This is a genomic window from Frankia sp. Hr75.2 (assembly GCF_949319125.1).
In the GTDB taxonomy this organism is placed as follows: domain Bacteria; phylum Actinomycetota; class Actinomycetes; order Frankiales; family Frankiaceae; genus Parafrankia; species Parafrankia soli.
Genome location: NZ_CASGGV010000326.1, coordinates 1 through 18,253, shown reverse-complemented (window position 1 = coordinate 18,253; position 18,253 = coordinate 1). Strand labels below are relative to the sequence as shown.

Genomic DNA, 18,253 nt, shown 5'->3' with positions numbered 1-18,253 from the left:
CGATGCCGCAGAGCCTGCCCGGCCTCGACCTGCCCCGGCTCACCGCCTGGTTCACCACCTCGGTGCCCGGAACGGAGGGGAACCTGTCCGCGCGCCTGATCGCCGGCGGCAAATCCAACCTCACCTACGAGGTGACCGACGGGAAGAACACCTGGATCGTCCGCCGCCCGCCGCTTGGGCACGTGCTCGCGACCGCGCACGACATGGCGCGGGAGTTCCGGCTGATGTCGGCGCTGCAGGACACCGGGGTGCCGGTTCCGAGGACATACGCGCTGTGCCGGGACGAGTCGGTACTGGGTGCGCCGTTCTACGTCATGGAGCGGGTGGCGGGCACACCGTACCGCCACGCCGCCGAACTGGAAGCGCTCGGCCCGGAACGCACCCGGCTGATCTCGGGCAGCCTCGTGGACACCCTTGCCGCGCTGCACGAGGTCGACCCGGCGGCGGTCGGGCTGGCCGACTTCGGCCGCACCGAGGGGTTCCTGGCCCGCCAGGTGGGCCGGTGGAAGAAACAGCTCGACGCGTCGCGCAGCCGCGACCTGCCCGCCGCCGACGAGCTGCACGCCCGCCTCGCGGCTGATGTTCCCTCGGACTCGGCGCCGGGCATCGTGCACGGTGACTATCGGCTTGACAACGTCCTCATCGACGAGTCCGGCCGGCTGGTCGCGGTCATCGACTGGGAGATGGCCACGCTGGGAGACACGCTGACCGACCTGGCGTTGCTCGTGTTGTACCAGCGGTTGGGCACGATGCTCGGTGGCACCTTCGTCGACGCCTCCTCAGCCCCCGGTTTTCTCAACGAGGCCGAGATCCTCACCCGGTACACCGCCCACAGCGCCCGTGACCTGTCCCGCTTCGGGTTCTACCTCGGGCTCGCGTCCTTCAAGCTGGCCGCGATCCTTGAGGGCATCCACTACCGCGGCCTCCACGGTCAGACCGTCGGCCCGGGTTTCGAGCACATCGGCGAGGCCATCCATCCCCTGCTTGACGCCGGCCTGACCGTACTCAGGGAGCGCACCTGATGGACTTCGCCCTCGACGCGAAGACCGAGGAGCTGCGTGACAGCCTCCTCGACTTCATGGACACCCAGGTGAACCCGGCCGAGCCGGTATTCCATGAACAGCTCGGCCAACTGCGGAACAAGTGGGCCTGGGACTCCGCGCCCGCATTCGCCGGGCTGCGCGCGCAGGCGCGCAGGCGCGGCCTGTGGAACCTCTTCCTCCCGGGCGAACACGGCGGCGGGCTCACCAATCTGCAGTACGCCCCGCTCGCCGAGATCACCGGCCGCATCCCGCACCTCGCACCAGCCGCCCTGAACTGCGCAGCCCCCGACACCGGGAACATGGAGGTGCTCTCGATCTTCGGCACCGCCGAGCAGAAGAAGGAGTGGCTGGAGCCACTCCTCGAGGGCGAGATCCGCTCGTCGTTCGCGATGACCGAGCCCGACGTGGCATCCTCCGACGCCACCAACATCACCACCTCGATCGTGCGGGACGGCGACGAGTACGTCATCAACGGCCGCAAGTGGTGGATCACCGGCGCGATGAACCCCAACGCCCGGATCCTCATCGTGATGGGCAAGACCGACCCCGCCGCGGACCGGCACCGCCAGCAGTCGATGATCCTCGTCCCGCGTGACGCCCCCGGGGTCGAGATCAGGCGCGGCATGGAGGTGTTCGGGTACGACGACCACGAGCACGGCGGCCACGCGGAGATCGTGTTCGCCGACGTCCGGGTTCCGGTGAGCAACCTGATCGGCGAGGAAGGCCAGGGCTTCGCGATCGCGCAGGCCCGGCTCGGCCCCGGCCGGATCCATCACTGCATGCGCTCCATCGGCATGGCCGAGCGGGCCATCGAGCTCATGTGCGAGCGGGCCGGTGACCGGGTCGCGTTCGGCAAGCCGCTAGCCGAGCAGGGAGTGGTCCGGGAGTGGATCGCCGAGTCCCGGGTCCGGGTCGAACAGCTGCGGCTGCTGGTACTCAAGACCGCCTGGCTGATGGACACCGTCGGTAACAAGGGTGCCCACACCGAGATCCAGGCGATCAAGATCGCCACCCCCGCCGCCGTCGAGTGGATCCTCGACAAGGCCATCCAGGTGCACGGTGCCGCCGGCCTCAGCCAGGATCTGCCGCTGGCACGTTGCCAGGCCCAGATCCGCACCCTGCGGTTCGCCGACGGCCCCGACGAGGTGCACAGGAACGCCTTGGCGCGCACCGAGATCCGACGCCAGGCCGAGGCGAGGAAGTCGCCATGACGATCAGCCAGATCCGGCCCTCCCGGGCCGCCCGGCACCGTACGGAGGCCTGATGAACCGTGATCTTCCCGAGGAACTCCACCAGCGCGTGGAACAGTTCCTCGCCGAGCACGACACGGCGACCACGGAGCGCGTGACCTGGCTCCGGGCGCGGTTCGACGCCGGGCTGGCCTGGGTGTCCTTCCCCGAGGGCCTGGGCGGGCTGGGTCTGCCGCAGGCGCTGCAGGCCGAGGTGGACCGTCTCCTCGACGAAGCCGGGGCGCCTGACAACAACCGGCAGGCCAATGGCATCGGCCTGGGCATGGCCGCGCCGACGATCCTCAGGTTCGGGACCGACGAGCAGAAGCGGCGTTTCCTGCGGCCGCTGTGGACCGGTGAGGAGATCTGGTGCCAGCTTTTCAGCGAGCCCGGCGCCGGCTCCGACCTTGCCGGTGTCGCCACCCGCGCGGTTCGTGACGGCGACACCTGGCTGGTCAACGGGCAGAAGGTGTGGACCTCGGGCGCCCACCAGGCCCGGTTCGCGATCCTGCTCGTCCGCACGAACCCCGACGTGCCGAAGCACGGTGGGCTGACCTACTTCCTGTGCGACATGACCGACCCCGGCGTCGACGTCCGGCCGCTGCGCCAGATCACCGGCGAAGCGGAGTTCAACGAGGTCTTCCTCACCGACGTGTCGATTCCCGACAGCCAGCGGCTCGGTGCCGAGGGGGAGGGCTGGAAGGTCGTCAACGCCACGTTGAACAACGAGCGGGTGGCGATCGGCGGCAGAGCCGCACCTCGCGAGGGCGGCATGATCGGGGTGGTGGCCGACACCTGGCGAGCCCACCCGGAGCGCCGTACTCCCGGGTTTCATCACCGGCTGCTCGGGCTGTGGGTCGAGGCCGAGGTCGCCCGGCTCACCGGCCAGCGGCTGCGGCAGAAGCTCGCACTCGGTCAACCCGGCCCGGAGGGCGCGGCGATGAAGCTCACCTTCGCTCGGCTCACCCAACAGCTCAGTGGGCTGGAACTGGAGCTGCTCGGTGAGGACGGCCTGCGCTACTCCGACTGGACCATGGTCCGGCCTGACAAGGTCGACATGACCGGCCACGACGCCGGCTACCGCTACCTACGCGCCAAGGGCAACTCCATCGAGGGCGGCACCTCGGAGATCCTGCGCAACATCATCGCCGAACGGATCCTCGGCCTGCCCGCCGAGCCGCGCGTCGACAAGGACATCCCCTGGAAGGAGCTGCCCCGGTGAGCGAGCTCGATCTGCTCTACACCGACGTCGAGGACGACCTGCGCTCCTCCGTGCGTGATCTGCTTGCCGACCACTGCGACCCGGCCGCGGTGATCGCGGTCTACGACGGCGACCGGTCCCTCGTGGGCGGGCTGTGGAAGGCCCTGGCCGTCGACCTCGGCCTCGCCGGCCTGCTGGTGCCCGAACACCGCGGCGGTGCGGGTGCGTCGGCCCGTGAGGCCGCCGTAGTGCTGGAGGAGCTCGGCCGCGCGGCGGCACCGGTGCCGTTCCTCACCAGCGCCGTCGTCGCGACCGCCGTCCTGCTGGAGGCGGAGACGGACCTCCTGCCCCTGCTGGCCGAGGGGAAGCGGACCGCCTGCCTCGTCGTGCCACTCTCGATCGGCCCCGCCGACGGAGAACTGCCGTCGGTCCGGGCCGAGGCCGGGGGTCGGCTCACCGGCACCATCACCAGCGTGGCGGGGGCCCTGGAGGCCGACGTACTGCTGGTGCCGGCCCGGACGACCGACGGCCTGGCCGTATTCGCCGTCGACACCACCGCGGCTGGCGTGACGCCGGTGGTCTCGCTGGATATGACACGCCAGCTCGCGGACGTCACCCTCGCCGGCGTGGCCGGCGAGCTCGTGGTCCGGGACGCCGAGCCCGCGATCCGTCGTGCTTTGGAGGCCGGGGCCGCCCTGCTCGCCTCCGAACAGCTGGGCGTGGCCTGTTGGTGCCTCGACACGACGGTGGCCTTCCTCAAGGAACGCCGGCAGTTCGGCCGTGCGCTTGGTGGCTTCCAGGCCCTCAAGCATCGTCTCGCGGACCTCTACACCGGCGTCGAGTCCATGAACGCCGCTGCCCGCCATGCCGCCGCAGCGCTCGCGGCCGGCGATCCGGACGTTCCCGTGGCGACCGCGGTGGCGCAGGTCTACTGCGGCGACCTCGCGGTCACCGCCGCCGAGGAGGTGGTGCAACTGCACGGCGGCATTGGGATGACCTGGGAGTACCCGGCGCACCTGTACCTCAAGCGGGCCAAGGCCGACCAGATCGCGTTCGGCGCGCCGGGCGCCCACCGTGTCCGGCTCGCGGGACTCGTCGGACTGGAGACGTGATGATCGAGATCGGGGCGTTCCGCTCGCCGGGTGTTCTGTGTTTCGAGACGTAGGGCTGGCTCAGTACCCGCTGGCGCTCGGTCGACCCTGAGCGCCGTCCACGGCGATGGTGGCTCCGTTCACCCAGCTGGCCCGCTCTGAGAGCAGGAAGGTCACCACGTCCGCGACCTCGTCGACGGTGCCCAGTCGCCGGGCGGGGAAGTCCCGCTGGACGAACTCGTCGAACTCGTTCGGGTGGCGCCGGGAGTACCTCTCCCACCCGCCGCCGGGGAAGAGGACGGACCCCGGGCTCACGGCGTTGACGCGGATGTTGAGCGGGCCCAGTTCTCGGGCGAAGGCCGACGCCAGGTAGTTCTCCGCGGCTTTGGCCGTCCCGTACTGCGCCCGTGGCGACGGCTTCGACGCGGAGATCGACGAGACGATGACGACTGCCCCGCCGCCGTTCATCTGCATGTGCGGCACGGCGGTGCGGATCGCCCGGACGGCGTGTCCGGTGTTGAGCTCGAACGTCTGCGCCCAGTCCTCGGGGGTGGAGTCGAGCAGGCCGCCTCCGACGGTGCCGCCGACGTTCGCGACCAGCAGGTCGACGCCGCCGAGGGCCTCGGTGGCGGCATCGACGAAGCGTTCGACCTCGCCCGGTCTGGTCACGTCGGCGATGACGCCGACGACGTCGGACTCGGCGCGTCCAAGGCCCGCTGTCGCTTCCGCGAGCGTGTCGGGATCGCGTCCGCAGATCCCTACCCGGCAGCCTTCGGTCGACAGGCGGGCGGCGATCGCGTGCCCGATGCCGCGCGAGCCTCCGGTGACGAGCGCGACCTTACCGTTCAGATGAAGATCCACTAGAGTGCGTCCGCCCGCCGATCGTGCGTCGAACCTGCCCCGGTACTGTTCCGCGCCGCATGACCGGTTCCAGGTGGCATCTGGACGCTCGGGAACGACGGGCTCGGCCGGGCCCGGACCGAGCGGACCGCGTGCCAGGCCCGCCCGGGACCACCTCGGTGATGCCCTCACCGCGCGATCGGAGGTAGCACGGCACGACGGTCACCCCGGACTGGTGCTCAGTGAGCCTTGTCGAAAGCCTCGACGATGTTCGACGCGATACGACCCCGGTCGCTCACCGTGTAGCCGTTGCTGCGCGCCCACTCGCGGATGTCGGCGGTGCGGTCGGTTCCCGCGGAACGCGGCGAGGCGGCGCGCGGGCCGCGCCGTCCGCTGCCGGCGCGGCCACCGGACCGGCGTGCCGCCGTCACGAACGAGGCCAGTGACTCCCGCAGTTTTGTGGCGTTCGTCTCTGACAGGTCGATCTCGTAGTGTGCGCCGTCCAGCCCGAACCGGACGGTCTCCTCGGCCGTCTCTCCGCTGAGGTCGTCGATCAGCGAAACGATGGTCTTCTGCGCCATGAGTATTCCTCGTTCATACGTGCGGACCGTGTATCCGCGATGTATTGCATACCGTATCGCGTAATCGCACGGATGGGCCTGTCGCATCCGCCGAAATCGGCTAATCATGACCGGATGGCTTCCGGATGGGAGCATCACATCGGGCTTGTGGAGCACTCTTGGGTGGCTCATGGGCCGGCGGGTCAGGAGCTGCGGGCGGAGTCCCGTGCGCTGACGCGATACCGGCCCGGTGGCTGCGAGCGGGCGCGGGTGAAGGCGCGGTTGAAGGCGTAGACCGAGGTGTACCCGACCGACCTGGCGATGCTTTCCAGCGTGTCGTCGGTGTCCCGCAGCCGGCGGGCCGCGAGGTCCATCCGCCAGCGGGTGAGGTAGGCCCCGGGCGTCTCGCCGACTACCGCGGGGAACCGCCGCGACAGCGTGGCACGGGACACGGAGATCTCACCGGCCAGGGCCTCGGTGGTCCAGGCACGCGCGGGCTCCTCATGGAGCTTCGCGACCGCGGCGCCGACAACCGGATCGTCGAGGACACCCAGCCAGGATGCCGCGGGCCGGGCCTGGCCGGTCGCAAGCCACACCCGCAGCAGCTGGATGAGGAGGATGTCGACGAGCCTGTCCAGGACGACGGCTGTCCCGAGCCGCGGATGGGCGAGTTCACGCCCGAGCAGCCGAACGGTGTCCTCGAGGCACCCCCCGGCGTTGTCCGCACGGATGTGGACCAGGTCGGGAAGCAGGGTGAGGACCTGGGTCGTGACGGCGGGGTCATGCGAGTAGTGCGCGCACAGGATGTGGGTGCGGACCGGGCCGGAGCCGATCCTCACCGCGCCGGAGTCGGCCCACTCCCAGCTGTCGAAGGCGTGCGCACCGGTTCGAGCCAGGGTGTCGGTGCCGCTCGCCAGGACGTGTTCGGTGCCGCTCGGCAGGAGAACGACGTCACCGGGCATGAGCTGGCGGGCGGACTGGCCCGGGCCCGCCAGCCAGGCTGTTCCCGCGGTGACCGCGTGGAAGGCGGCGCCGCGCGAGGCCGCCGCCCACCAGCCCCAGTTCTCCCCGGCCTCGATCCTCGCCCCGAGGGTGCCGCGAACCCCCGAGACCGCCAGCACGTCGGCGAGGACATCCACGGACGCAGCGTACCGGGAAGCCGCGTGTGGTGAGGCAGACGGATATCAGAATGAGAACCTCAGGCATCCACACGCTCATGGCCGCGCCCTACGGTTCATCCATGGACCTCTCCGGAAGCATCGCCCTCGTCACCGGCGCGAACCGCGGCATCGGCCGCCACTTCGTCGAACAGCTCCACGACCGGGGGGCGTCGAAGATCTACGCCACGGCGCGCAGCCCCCGGTCGGCCGACCTCCCCGGTGTCGAGACGCTGCCGCTCGACATCACCGACCCGGACTCGGTCGCCGCGGCCGCCGTCGCGGCATCCGACGTCACGCTGCTGGTCAACAACGCCGGCGTGTCCACCGCGCAGAATCTCGTCACCGGCGATCTGACGAAGATCCGTCTTGAGATGGACACCCACTTCTACGGAACCCTCGCGATGGTGCGCGCGTTCGCCCCGGTGCTCGCCGGCAACGGCGGCGGCGCGGTCCTCAACGTCCTTTCCAGGCTGTCCTGGCTGTCCTATCTCGGGGCCAACGCCTACAGCGCGGCCAAGGCCGCCGAGTGGAGCCTGACCAACGGAATCCGCCTGGAGCTGCGCGAGCAGGGCACCCTCGTCACGGGTCTGGTCCTGAGCAGCACCGACACCGACATGATGGCCGGCTGGGACATCCCGAAGAACGATCCGGCCGATGTCGTACGTGCGGCGTTGGACGGCCTGGAGGCCGGGCGGTTCGAGATCCTCGCCGACCAGGACAGTGCTGAGGCCAAGGCGGCGCTCAGCACCGACCCGGGTGTCCTGTACGCCCAGACCGGATGACGGCCCGCACGCGCGGAACCTTCCGTTTCCCCGGGACGAGACTCGCGGCCATCGGCTCCTTGCCGGCCGATTCGGCATCTCTCCGGCGACGCGGTCATCGCCTCAGGAAACCCGGGTCACGATCGCACGAGGAGTCCCTGCTGAAAGGGGTAACGACAGGGACTCCCCGCGGCCGGTTGATCGTGATTTAACTCAGATGATCTGGGGGAGGGTGTGAGTCTCCAAGGAACTGCGTGTGGTGAGGTGGGGCCCGAAACGCCGAGCCTTCCGTTACCGTCGGGTCCTGCACCGCTGAGGACGCTCAGATCATCGTCTCCGATTGTCGACGGGAAGAGGAACGCCCCATGTCCACCAGGACGCACATAACGCTGAACAACGGGGTCGAGATGCCCGCGCTCGGTCTCGGTGTCTTCCAGACCCCGCCGGAGGAGACCCGGTCGGCTGTTGAGGCGGCACTGTCGGCCGGTTACCGGCACATCGACACCGCGGCGGCCTACGGCAACGAGCGGCAGGTCGGCGAGGCCGTCCTCAAGTCCGGCGTCGACCGGACCGACGTCTTTCTGGAGACCAAGATCTGGATCAGCGACTACGGCTACGACCAGACCCTGCACGGCTTCGAGAAGAGCGCGCGCAAGCTCGGCGTCGACCAGATCGACCTGCTCATCCTGCATCAGGCGCTGCCGTCGGAGTTCGACAGGACCCTGGAGGCCTACTGCGCCCTGGAGACGCTGCTCGCCGACGGGAAGGTCCGCGCGATCGGGGTCAGCAACTTCATGGTCGAGCATCTCACCGCCCTGCTGGAGCGGGTGAGTGTCGTCCCCGCGGTGAACCAGATCGAGGTGCACCCCTACTTCACCCAGCGTGAGGTGCAGGCGATCGGCACCAAGCACGGCATCCTCACCCAGGCATGGTCACCGATCGGTGGAATCACGTTCTATCGTCCCGGTAGCCATGGCAGCACCCTGCAGGACCCGGTGATCGGTGAGATCGCACGGGCGCATGGCAGGACGCCGGCGCAGGTGATGCTGCGCTGGCACCTGCAGCAGGGCCGGTCGGCGATCCCGAAGTCGACGCGACCGGAGCGGATCGCGGAGAACCTCGACGTGTTCGACTTCGAGCTGACCGACAAGCAGCTCGCCGCGATCGACGGCCTTGACACCGGCCGGCGCGGCGGCCCGGAGCCCAGCGACATCACTCTTGCGACCTTCAGTAAAGTGATCCCCGAAGCCTGATTACCCCACTTCATCCTGTGAGGCCCCAGAACTCGGATCGAAAATCACAGGAGGTTGACGCGTCGCAGCCATGCGTCGACGTCGGCGCCGGCTTGCGCGACTTCTTCGCCGCGTACCGCGAGGCCCGCCCCGATGGTTGCGCCGGGACATGAGGCGGTGTAGTCGCGTTCTGTGGTTCCCAGTCCACTCATGGCATAGGTCGTGACCGGAAGCACGGTCTTGCCGCTGAAGTCCAGGCTCCCCGTGAACGTCGACATGATCATCGGTGCTCTGACATTCCAGATCGGGCTTCCCAGCAGAATCGTGTCGTACCGCTCGATCGAGCGCAGGGGGTTGGCGATGGCCGGGCGTGCGTCGGCGTTCTGTTCACGGACATTTCGCCCGACAGTCTGCTCGTAGTCGTCCGGGTATGGGTCGGCCGGCTCGATGCGGTGAACGTCGCACCGGACCCGCGTGCTGATCATGCCAGCCAGCGCCTCGGTGTTTCCGACGTCAAGGTGATTACGCCCGCCGTAGTAATAGTTCTCGCCCGCCCGGGAGAAGTAGGCCAGCAGAACGGACTGCTCCGCCGGGGCCGGCGTCGCGGGCCGTGCCGAGGGTGAGGACGCTGGCCGACCTGGCGAGGGCGCGGAACATCCGCTGACGGGGACACCGGCCAGCACCGTCGCTCCTGCGCCGAGCGCGCCACGCAGGAGCGACCGGCGCCCGAGCACGGCCGGCCTCTGGCTACCAATGTCCGTCCTCATCGGCCGGTGCTCGGCGCGAGGCTGCGCGAGCCATGCCGTTTCGTGTACTGAGCCCCACCCGTGTTCGACAGGCCCAGGCCCAGGCTCGGCGCCGCGGCCCTCCTCGTGCTCCATGAGGCTCCCTAACGTTGCGGATGGACGATGCCGCGGGTCAGCGCCCAGGCGGCGTCCGACACAGAACTGCCCGGGTCAGCCGATCGAAACCGCCCGCCGGACGCGGCTGGGAGTCCCGGTCGTGAGGGGTCCCGGCAGTACCTCCCACCACCGGTGGGCGTCGCCGTACCGTCGGGCCCATGGACAACCGCGCCGAGGTTCGCGACTTCCTCGTCGGCCGGCGCGCCCGGATCAGCCCCGAACAGGCCGGACTGGCCACTTTCGGTGACACCCGTCGGGTTCCCGGCCTCCGTCGCGGTGAGGTCGCCCACCTCGCCGGCGTGAGCGTGGAGTACTACACCCGCCTTGAGCGCGGAAACCTCGCCGGCGTGTCCGAAACCGTGCTGGACTCCCTGGCTCGGGCGCTACACCTCGACGAGGCCGAGCGCGCCTACCTGTTCGACCTCGCCAGGACCGCCACAGGCCCCGCACGACCGGCACGACCGGCACGGGGAAGCCAGCATGCCCGGGTGCGGCCCAGCATCCGCCGCGTCCTGGACGCCATCACCGGCGCGCCGGCCTACGTACGCAACGCGCGCATGGACATCCTCGCCGCCAACGACCTCTGCTTTGCCCTTTACGTCGACATCCTCACTCCGCGGACCCTCCCGGTGAACTTCGCGCGGTTCCTGTTCCTCGACCCCCGGGCCACCGACTTCTTCATCGACTGGCCCACCGTCGCCGACGCCGCCGCCGCGGGCCTGCGCGGTGAAGCCGGCCGCAGCCCGCTCGACCGTCAGCTCTCCGACCTCATCGGGGAACTGGCGACCCGCAACGACGAGTTCCGCATCCGCTGGGCCCGCCACAACGTCCGCCTCCACCGCACAGCCGTGAAACGACTACGTCACCCGGTCATCGGCGACATCGAACTGACCGGCGACGCCATGGAACTACCCGCGGACGCGCTCACCCTCATCACCTACACCGCCAGCCACGCCGCGGCCCAACAGCAACTCGACTTCCTGGCCAGCTGGACCGGCGACCAGCGTCAATCCCGGCCAGGCGGCCCCCCGGCGGGAACGACGATCCCGCCGACGTCGAAGTCGAAAGACCCGGCCGAGCCGTCGCACTGACGGCGACGGACTGGCGTAACAGCACGGCCGGAGAACATGTCACCCTCCCCGCCGCCCGCGTGAAGTCGACATCGCTCCTCCGGCGACCTGGCCTTGTCGTCAATCCTGTCGAAGGACCCACCATGGAATACGCCAACCTCGGAACCTCCGGGCTGAAGGTCAGCCGTATCGCGCTCGGCTGCATGAGTTTCGGCAGGCCCGGCACGGGCCGCGACTGGGCGCTGGACGCCGACGCCGCCAAGCCGATCTTTCAGCAGGCCGTCGACCTCGGTATCACGCTGTGGGACACCGCCAACACCTACAGTCGGGGGACGTCCGAGGAGATCACCGGTGAAGCCGTGAAGCGGTACACGAGCCGCGACCAGGTCGTGATCGCGACGAAGCTGTTCGCGCCGATGGGCCCCGGACCCGGCGGCCGGGGCCTTTCGCGCCGCGCCGTCTTCGAGCAGCTCGACGCGTCGCTGCGACGGCTCGACACCGACTGGATCGACCTTTACCAGATTCACCGATTCGACCCGCACACCCCCGTCGAGGAGACGATGGAGGCCCTCCACGACGCCGTGAAATCGGGCAAGGTGCGCTACCTGGGCGCTTCCTCGATGTGGGCCTGGCAGTTCTCCAAGCTGCAGTACACCGCACAGCTGCACGGCTGGACGAAGTTCATCTCCATGCAGGACCAGTACAACCTCGTCGCCCGCGAGGAAGAGCGCGAGATGTTCCCGCTGTTGTCGGACCAGGGCGTCGGCAGCCTGCCATGGTCGCCGCTCGCCGCCGGCCTGGTGACCCGGCCGTGGGGTGACGCGAGCACGACCCGCGGATCGCTGAACCCGACGGCCGACGCGTCCGGCACCCCGCTGTTCCTCGACAGCGACCGCGGGACGGTCGACGCGGTCCAGCGCATCGCCGAGGCACGGGGGACCTCGATGGCGCAGGTGGCGATGGCGTGGGTGCTGCGCAACCCTGTCGTGACCGCCCCGATCGTCGGAGCGACCAGGTCGCACCATCTCGCCGACGCCGTGGCCGCGCTCGACATCGATCTCGGTGAGGACGAGGTCACCGCTCTGGAGGAGAACTACACGCCGCGCAGGCCGACCTACTACGGCTCCGAGTCGGGGTACTGAGCCTGTGACCGGATTCCGTCCTCGACGCACAAGGAGCTGATGCCGATGCAGACCTGGTTGATCACCGGCTGTTCCACGGGCCTGGGCCGCGCGCTCGCGCAGGCCCTGCTCGATCATGGCCACAACGTGGCCGCCACAGCCCGGGACGTCGCCCACGTGGCCGACCTCGCCGAGGCGTATCCCGGCCGCGCGCTCGCGCTCGCGCTCGACGTCACCGATGGTGCGCAGGTCACGCGCGCCGTCCAGCAGGCCGAACAGCGGTTCGGTGGTGTCGACGTGCTCGTCAACAACGCCGGCTACGGGTATCGGGCGGCGGTCGAGGAGGGCGACGAGGACGACGTCCGCCGGCTGTTCGCCACCAATTTCTTCGGTGCGGTGTCGATGGTCAAAGGTGTGCTCCCGGGCATGCGCGCGCGACGGCGTGGCGCGATCGTCAACATCTCGTCGATCGGCGCGCGCATCTGCCCGCCGGGATCGGGCTACTACTCGGCGACCAAGGCGGCGCTCGAGGGCCTGACAGGCTCGCTGCGCAGAGAGCTCGGGCCGCTCGGCATCCACGCGATCGTCGTCGAGCCCGGTGCCTTCCGGACCGACTTCGCGGGCCGCTCTCTCCAGCAGGCCGCGACGCCGATCGCCGACTACGCTGACACGGCCGGGCGTCGCCGCAAGGAGCACGACATGACGCACGGCACCGAGCCGGGCGATCCGGCGAAGGCCGCCGAGGCGATCATCGCCGCCGTCGAGTCGGCGTCGCCCCCCGCGCTGCTCGTGCTCGGCCAGGACGCCGTGCGGCTCTTCCGTGACACGCTGGAGGGCCAGCTCGCTGAGCTGACGGAGTGGGAGAAGACCAGCCTCGCCACCGCCGTCGACGCCTAGGCCGTACCGCCGTCCATCCGGACCGACGGATATCCGTCCAGGTCACGAGGGCTCCGCCATCGTCATCAGCACGCAGACGCCACTGACCCGACCGGGGCTACCGGTCGGGTCAGTGGCGTCTGGTCGAGTCAACCGACATCGACCGATTGCCCCCGGGCGAGCTGGCAGATCACCTGCCCTGATGCGTTGACCACGGCAGGGTCCCTCGCTATGGTACTTACATACGTCCAAGTGTTCGCATATAAGAACATTGCGTATGAGAACAATCGGTGGCTGATGGACCGAGGTCGGCCTGCCGAGTCCGCGTAGACCGTCAGGCCACGGATTTGACTCCTGGGTTCTCGTGTCCGGGCCGCGGCCGGGCGCGAGAACCCGATCACAGCTGCTGTGCCGCTTCTGATCCTCTGGGCGGGCGCCGAGGGTGAGCCGGTAACCGCTGCATCTGGCGCTGCTTCGTTCCCTGCTGATGTTCTTCAACGCCTGATACGGGATCCACGGAGTGCGGAAGGAGTCAGTCGACCGGGTCATGGCCGTCGGGCGTCCAGGTGCGGGGTGAAGCCCGCGGTGCCCCACTGTGGCCGGAACTGTTGACACAGATCCTTCACGGGCCCGGGCCGCATCCAGTGCGGCTTACGAGGAGAAGAGGACGTCATGGTCATTGTTGTGACTGTCGAACCGTGGACGAGAAGCCCGGCACCTGACTCTGCGTCCGCCGGTGGATCTGATTTCTGCTTCCGCTTATCTGTGGGTAATCGCACGTCGGCGCAGGCGTCATCCGTCGCCATCGGCAGCGTGATGTAGTGCAGAGAGATGCTCTGGTTGCAGAGAGTAGACGAGGTTTATGTGGCGCAATCATCCTCGTCGCCGCAACGATACTGATGCATCTGGTCCACTCGCCGTCGCCGTATCTTCTCGGCGGCCTGATCGGCGGTGCCGCGTTCTCGCTCGCGTTCAGAGCGCCATGGCGGTTTCCTGAGCCGGCGCGGCATTTCGGCATGGCGCTGATCGGGGTCAGCGCGGGCGCGCTGATCGACTCCGATGTGATCCGGCGGATAGCCAGCCAGCCCGTTGAGGTACTCGGGGGGGTCGCCGTCACACTGGTCTTTTCGATGGCGACGGGCCTGGTTCTCATTTTGTCGCCGAAGGTTAACCTGGCCACGGCGGTCTTCTCCTCGATGGCGGGCGCTGCCTCCGGCGTGTCGGCCATGGCCAAGGAGCTGGATGCCGACGACGCGATCGTCTCGGCCATCCAGTACGCGCGCGTGGTGGTTGTCGTGGTTTCGCTGTCGCTGGTTGCGCCGATCCTCGACCGCTCCGGGAGTCTCGCTCCGGCCGATCGCGGGCCCGCTGCCGTCGAACCCGTCCTGTGGCAGAGCCTCGTGTTCGCGGCACTGTGCATGGGAGTCGGCCTGCTCCTCGCGCAGGTCCTTTCCTTCAGCGGCTCGCGGTTGGTCGTCCCGATGCTGCTCTCGATGGCGGTTGCGCTGGTGGTCTCCGTCCCGCTTGCCGTCCCGGAGCCGCTGCTCGATCTCGGTTACACCATCACCGGGCTTGCCGTTGGGTTTTCTTTTACTGCCGCCACGATCCGCCTGTTGATACGGCTGTTCCCGTTGGTGCTGGTGCAGTTGGTTCTGAGCGTCGGGGGCTGCGCCGTGATCGGAATCGTGTTCGCCCGGGCGGTCGGAATTTCGGACCTCGCTGGATACCTGGCGATGACCCCGGGCGGTCTCCCGGCGGTGATGGCTGTCGCGGTCCAGTCCGGCGCGGAGGTCGGACTGGTCATCACGATGCAGCTCGTACGGGTGTTCGCCGCCATCCTGAGCGCGTCGCTCATCGGCACCCTGGTCAGGCGCCGGAGCCGGCTGACGGGTGCCTGACCATCCCGGTCCACCCATCGCCGGTGATCCTATGTGCGTACAGATATTCATATATGCGAACTCTGCGCTAGGCTGGAGTGAGAGGCCTTGTCAGGGTTGTCGCCGCGGCCCCAGGAGGACGCCATGAGCTTTCCGTCCGTAAGACACGTGACACCGTCCGTCCGCGTCTTCGCAGGCGAGGGCGCGCTCGCCGCGCTGCCTCGTGAGTTCGACCGCGCGGGGATCCGGCGGGCGGTCGTGTTCTGCGGGGCCTCGATGCGCCGTCACACCGAGGCGGTGGCAAGGGTCGAGTCGGCGCTTGGCGACCGGCTCGCCGGATGGTTCGACGGAGTCCGCGAGCACAGCCCGCTTCCCGCGGTCGAGCACGCGCGCGAGGTCCTGGAGGCGACCGGGGCCGATGCCGTGGTGGCGCTGGGCGGCGGGTCCGCCATCGTGACCGGCCGCGCAGCCAGCATCCTGCTGGCGGAGAAGGCCGACGTTCGCGATGTCTGCACCCGCCGCGTCGACGGCCGGCTGGTCAGCCCGAAGCTCGACACACCGAAGATCCCCCAGTGGATCATTCCGAGTACTCCGACCACGGCCTACGCCAAGGCGGGAAGCGCGGTGCGGGACCCGGAGACCGGGGAGCGGCTGGCCCTGTTCGACCCCAAGACCCGCGCCGCGGGCGTGTTCATGGATCCCGTGATCGCCGGCACCGCGCCGGTGTCGCTGGTGCGGTCATCTGCCCTGAACGCCTTCGCCATGGCCGTTGACGGACTGCAGTCGGACACGGACGATCCGCTCGCCGACGCGCTGCTGGCGTATGCGCTCCGCCTGTCGAGGGAGTGGCTGCCGCGCCTCGACGTCGCCTCGGACGGGGAGCCGCGCCTGCGCCTCATGCTCGCCGCGCTCCTCGCGGGCCAGGGCAGCGACCACACGGGCGCCGGCCTGGCCCAGGCGCTCTCGCACGCGGTCGGTCCGCGCTCCACGGTGGCGAACGGGACGGTCGAGGCGATGCTCCTGCCGCCCACGATGCGTTTCAACGCCCAGGTGACGAAGCGGCGCCTCGTCCAGGTCGCGGAGGTCCTCAGTGGCGGACACCGGCCTGACGATGGTGCGGCCGAGGCGATCGACGCCGTCGAGCACCTGCTCGCGGCCGTCGGTGTGCCACGCCGCCTGCGCGACGTCGGGGTTGATCGCGCGGCCCTCCCGGAGATCATCGAGCACGCCATGGACGACTGGGCCGTCACCCGTGTCCCGCGCCCGGCGACCCGGGAGGATCTCGAGGCGCTTCTCGACCGCGTCTGGTGAGGGCCTCCCGGGGAGGTCCGGGACTTCTGCTGACGCTTGGGACCAGGTAAGCTTGTTTCGTACTTACGAACGAATGTTCGTTAATGCGGCGACGTGAGGATGTGAGGCGATGGCGGCGGCCGGCCGCACCTCACGGGACGCGACGGTCGTCGTCCCGGGCGGCGCCGAACCAGAGGAGGTACGCGGGATGTCACTGGGCCTGGTCACTGTCGATCTTCAGGGAAGCGTGGCGGTGGTGGAGATGCACCGACCGCCGAACAACTTCTTCGACGAGGCCAGCCTCCGCGAGCTGGCTCAGACCCTGCTGCGCGTCGACGCCATGCCCGAGGCGCGCTGTGTGGTGCTGTGCGCGGAGGGGCGGCACTTCTGCGCGGGCGCTGATCTGCGCGACGTCGACGCGGACGGACTGCGTCGGGTCTACCGCGAGGCGTTCACCATCTTCACCGCGCGCAAGCCCGTTATCGCCGCCGTACAGGGCGCCGCGATCGGTGGTGGCCTCGGGCTGGCCCTGGCCGCCGACTTCCGGGTTGCCGCCGAAAACGCGCGGTTCAGCGCGAACTTCGCCCGGCTGGGCTTCCACCAGGGCTTCGGTCTCTCGGTCACCCTGCCGGCGGCTGTCGGGTCACAGAAGGCGCGCGATCTGCTGTACACAGGTCGCTCGGTCAACGGTGCTGAGGCGCTCGCGATGGGGTTGTGCGACCGGGTCACGGCGGCCGACCCGCGGGAGGAGGCGCTGGCCTGGGCCCATGACGTCGCCCTGTCGGCGCCGCTGTCCCTGCTGTCGATCAGGTCGACCCTGCGGCGTGAGCTCGTGGCGCGGGTGTCGGCGGCTCTCGACCAGGAGGCTGCCGCGCAGGCGGTCCTGCTCGGGACCGACGACTTCCGGGAGGGAGTCCAGGCTTCAATCGGCAAGCGGGCACCGTCCTTCACCGGAGCCTGAGCGGGTGTTGCACCGAGGTCGGGGTTAAATATGGCCATGACCGATCATCCGTCCCCGAAGCTCGACGGTGCTCCGCAGAACCACCGGACGATCGACCGGGTTACTCGCATCCTGGAAGAAGTCGTTTACAACCCGGGAATGACGTTTGTAGAGCTGGTGCGGGCGCTGGACGCTCCGAAAAGCTCTGTGCACGGCTTCGTTCGAGGGCTTCTCGCCGCAGGGTGGGTCTATGAGGACAACCACCGTTTCTACCTGGGCCCCGCGCTGTACGGTCTGACGCTCGCCAGCGGCAGCTTCCGTGCCGGAATGGTGACCGACGGCGACGTGGCCGCGCTTTATGAGGCGGCGGGTGTCACGGTCTTCCTGGGCGTCCAGGCCGGAGACCACCTGATCTATGTGTCCGAGTTCGGTGCGGACAGGCTGGCGGGTTTCGCGGCGCGGAACAACATCCGCCGTACCATGCTGGGGACGGCCGGTGGCAAGGCGATTCTCGCCGCGCTTCCCGCCGCCCAGCGGGACGCGTACCTGCGCCGACGGAATCCGGACGAATCCGCGCTCGTGGATCAGTTCCTCGCGGAGTACGAGGACATCAGGAGAACGCGGATAGCCCGGAACACGTTGCATGGCGGTACGCGCTTCGCCATCGCCACCGTCGTGTCGGGCCAGTCGGGCGAGCCGGTCGCCGAGGTCACCCTGGTGGGACCCAGTACAGAAATGCTGCCCCGGGAAGAACAACTGGCAGACCTGCTTCTCGGGCACGTCGACTCGTGGCGGCGGCGAGTGCCCGGAAGCGCCAAGAAGCAGGGTCGAGCGACCGGGCGGTGAATTTCTGATCACAGACGACCGGTTGCCGGTGACGGTCGGGGGGATCGCAGAGATCGTGCGCTGTGAACCACCGGGATCGTTACCGTCACTGGTTTACAGTCGAATCGGGAGTATTTGTGTCTGTTCATGCTCGGTCCGCTCGTGCTCGCCGGTCGTGTCTGGCTGTTCCGGCTTCGAACGTGAAGATGTTGGGTAAGGCGCAGGGGCTTCCTGT

Annotated in this window: 17 protein-coding genes; 13 read left to right on the top strand and 4 right to left on the bottom strand. The window is 69.1% G+C overall.

Annotated elements, in window-relative coordinates; translation table 11 throughout:
• Positions 1-2 precede the first annotated feature (2 nt).
• From AC559T_RS30535 to AC559T_RS30520, 4 genes are read left to right on the top strand one after another with little or no spacing between them, the layout of a single operon-like run.
• The gene (locus AC559T_RS30535) at positions 3-1,022 is read left to right on the top strand and encodes a phosphotransferase family protein (RefSeq protein ID WP_498870906.1); all 1,020 of its coding nucleotides are present in this window, start codon (positions 3-5) and stop codon (positions 1,020-1,022) included.
• On the top strand, positions 1,022-2,254 hold the full coding sequence (locus AC559T_RS30530) for an acyl-CoA dehydrogenase family protein (RefSeq protein WP_498870905.1): 1,233 nt from the start codon (positions 1,022-1,024) through the stop codon (positions 2,252-2,254). Before AC559T_RS30535 ends, AC559T_RS30530 begins: the two co-directional genes overlap by 1 nt.
• Positions 2,255-2,306: 52 nt before the next feature.
• Positions 2,307-3,494 carry an acyl-CoA dehydrogenase family protein gene (locus AC559T_RS30525; RefSeq protein WP_498870904.1) on the top strand — a complete coding sequence of 396 codons (1,188 nt, stop codon included), beginning with the start codon at positions 2,307-2,309 and terminating at the stop codon, positions 3,492-3,494.
• Positions 3,491-4,585, top strand: a complete 1,095-nt coding sequence (locus AC559T_RS30520; protein ID WP_498870903.1) for an acyl-CoA dehydrogenase family protein — start codon at positions 3,491-3,493, stop codon at positions 4,583-4,585. Before AC559T_RS30525 ends, AC559T_RS30520 begins: the two co-directional genes overlap by 4 nt.
• A 60-nt stretch (positions 4,586-4,645) precedes the next feature.
• On the opposite strand, the gene AC559T_RS30515 is transcribed toward AC559T_RS30520, so the two are convergent.
• The 3 genes from AC559T_RS30515 to AC559T_RS30505 form a co-directional block, all read right to left on the bottom strand.
• On the bottom strand, positions 4,646-5,425 hold the full coding sequence (locus tag AC559T_RS30515) for an SDR family NAD(P)-dependent oxidoreductase (protein ID WP_498870902.1): 780 nt from the start codon (positions 5,423-5,425) through the stop codon (positions 4,646-4,648).
• 218 nt (positions 5,426-5,643) lie between these two features.
• Entirely contained in the window at positions 5,644-5,985 is a 342-nt protein-coding gene (locus AC559T_RS30510) for a histone-like nucleoid-structuring protein Lsr2 (RefSeq protein ID WP_020462046.1), read from the bottom strand.
• Between the two features lie 182 nt (positions 5,986-6,167).
• Positions 6,168-7,103 carry an AraC family transcriptional regulator gene (locus AC559T_RS30505; RefSeq protein WP_498870901.1) on the bottom strand — a complete coding sequence of 312 codons (936 nt, stop codon included), beginning with the start codon at positions 7,101-7,103 and terminating at the stop codon, positions 6,168-6,170.
• A 101-nt stretch (positions 7,104-7,204) separates the two neighbouring features.
• On the opposite strand from AC559T_RS30505, the gene AC559T_RS30500 reads away from it, so the two are divergent.
• Positions 7,205-7,906, top strand: coding sequence for an SDR family oxidoreductase (locus tag AC559T_RS30500; protein ID WP_498870900.1), 702 nt, complete (start codon positions 7,205-7,207; stop codon positions 7,904-7,906).
• A 344-nt stretch (positions 7,907-8,250) separates the two neighbouring features.
• Positions 8,251-9,138, top strand: a complete 888-nt coding sequence (locus AC559T_RS30495; RefSeq protein WP_498870899.1) for an aldo/keto reductase — start codon at positions 8,251-8,253, stop codon at positions 9,136-9,138.
• Between the two features lie 44 nt (positions 9,139-9,182).
• Here the strand turns inward: AC559T_RS30495 and AC559T_RS30490 are convergent, their stop codons facing one another.
• Positions 9,183-9,884 carry a flavodoxin gene (locus AC559T_RS30490; RefSeq protein ID WP_498870898.1) on the bottom strand — a complete coding sequence of 234 codons (702 nt, stop codon included), beginning with the start codon at positions 9,882-9,884 and terminating at the stop codon, positions 9,183-9,185.
• Between the two features lie 293 nt (positions 9,885-10,177).
• Between AC559T_RS30490 and AC559T_RS30485 the strand changes: the two genes are divergently transcribed.
• The 7 genes from AC559T_RS30485 (at position 10,178) to AC559T_RS30455 (ending at position 18,039) form a co-directional block, all read left to right on the top strand.
• Positions 10,178-11,110, top strand: coding sequence for a helix-turn-helix transcriptional regulator (locus tag AC559T_RS30485; RefSeq protein ID WP_498870897.1), 933 nt, complete (start codon positions 10,178-10,180; stop codon positions 11,108-11,110).
• A 122-nt stretch (positions 11,111-11,232) separates the two neighbouring features.
• Positions 11,233-12,231 (top strand): aldo/keto reductase, encoded by a 999-nt coding sequence (locus tag AC559T_RS30480; RefSeq protein ID WP_498870896.1) that lies wholly within the window; start codon positions 11,233-11,235, stop codon positions 12,229-12,231.
• A 39-nt stretch (positions 12,232-12,270) separates the two neighbouring features.
• On the top strand, positions 12,271-13,107 hold the full coding sequence (locus tag AC559T_RS30475) for an oxidoreductase (RefSeq protein WP_498870895.1): 837 nt from the start codon (positions 12,271-12,273) through the stop codon (positions 13,105-13,107).
• 800 nt (positions 13,108-13,907) lie between these two features.
• The gene (locus tag AC559T_RS30470; protein WP_498870894.1) at positions 13,908-14,984 is read left to right on the top strand and encodes an AbrB family transcriptional regulator; all 1,077 of its coding nucleotides are present in this window, start codon (positions 13,908-13,910) and stop codon (positions 14,982-14,984) included.
• Between the two features lie 123 nt (positions 14,985-15,107).
• A complete protein-coding gene (locus AC559T_RS30465; RefSeq protein WP_498870893.1) occupies positions 15,108-16,274 on the top strand; it encodes an iron-containing alcohol dehydrogenase family protein in 1,167 nt (388 codons plus the stop codon).
• Positions 16,275-16,383: 109 nt separating this feature from the next.
• Positions 16,384-17,214 carry an enoyl-CoA hydratase/isomerase family protein gene (locus AC559T_RS30460; protein ID WP_235013859.1) on the top strand — a complete coding sequence of 277 codons (831 nt, stop codon included), beginning with the start codon at positions 16,384-16,386 and terminating at the stop codon, positions 17,212-17,214.
• A 36-nt stretch (positions 17,215-17,250) separates the two neighbouring features.
• Complete coding sequence (locus AC559T_RS30455; protein ID WP_235013860.1) at positions 17,251-18,039, top strand: IclR family transcriptional regulator; 789 nt, start codon at positions 17,251-17,253, stop codon at positions 18,037-18,039.
• Positions 18,040-18,253: the final 214 nt, after the last annotated feature.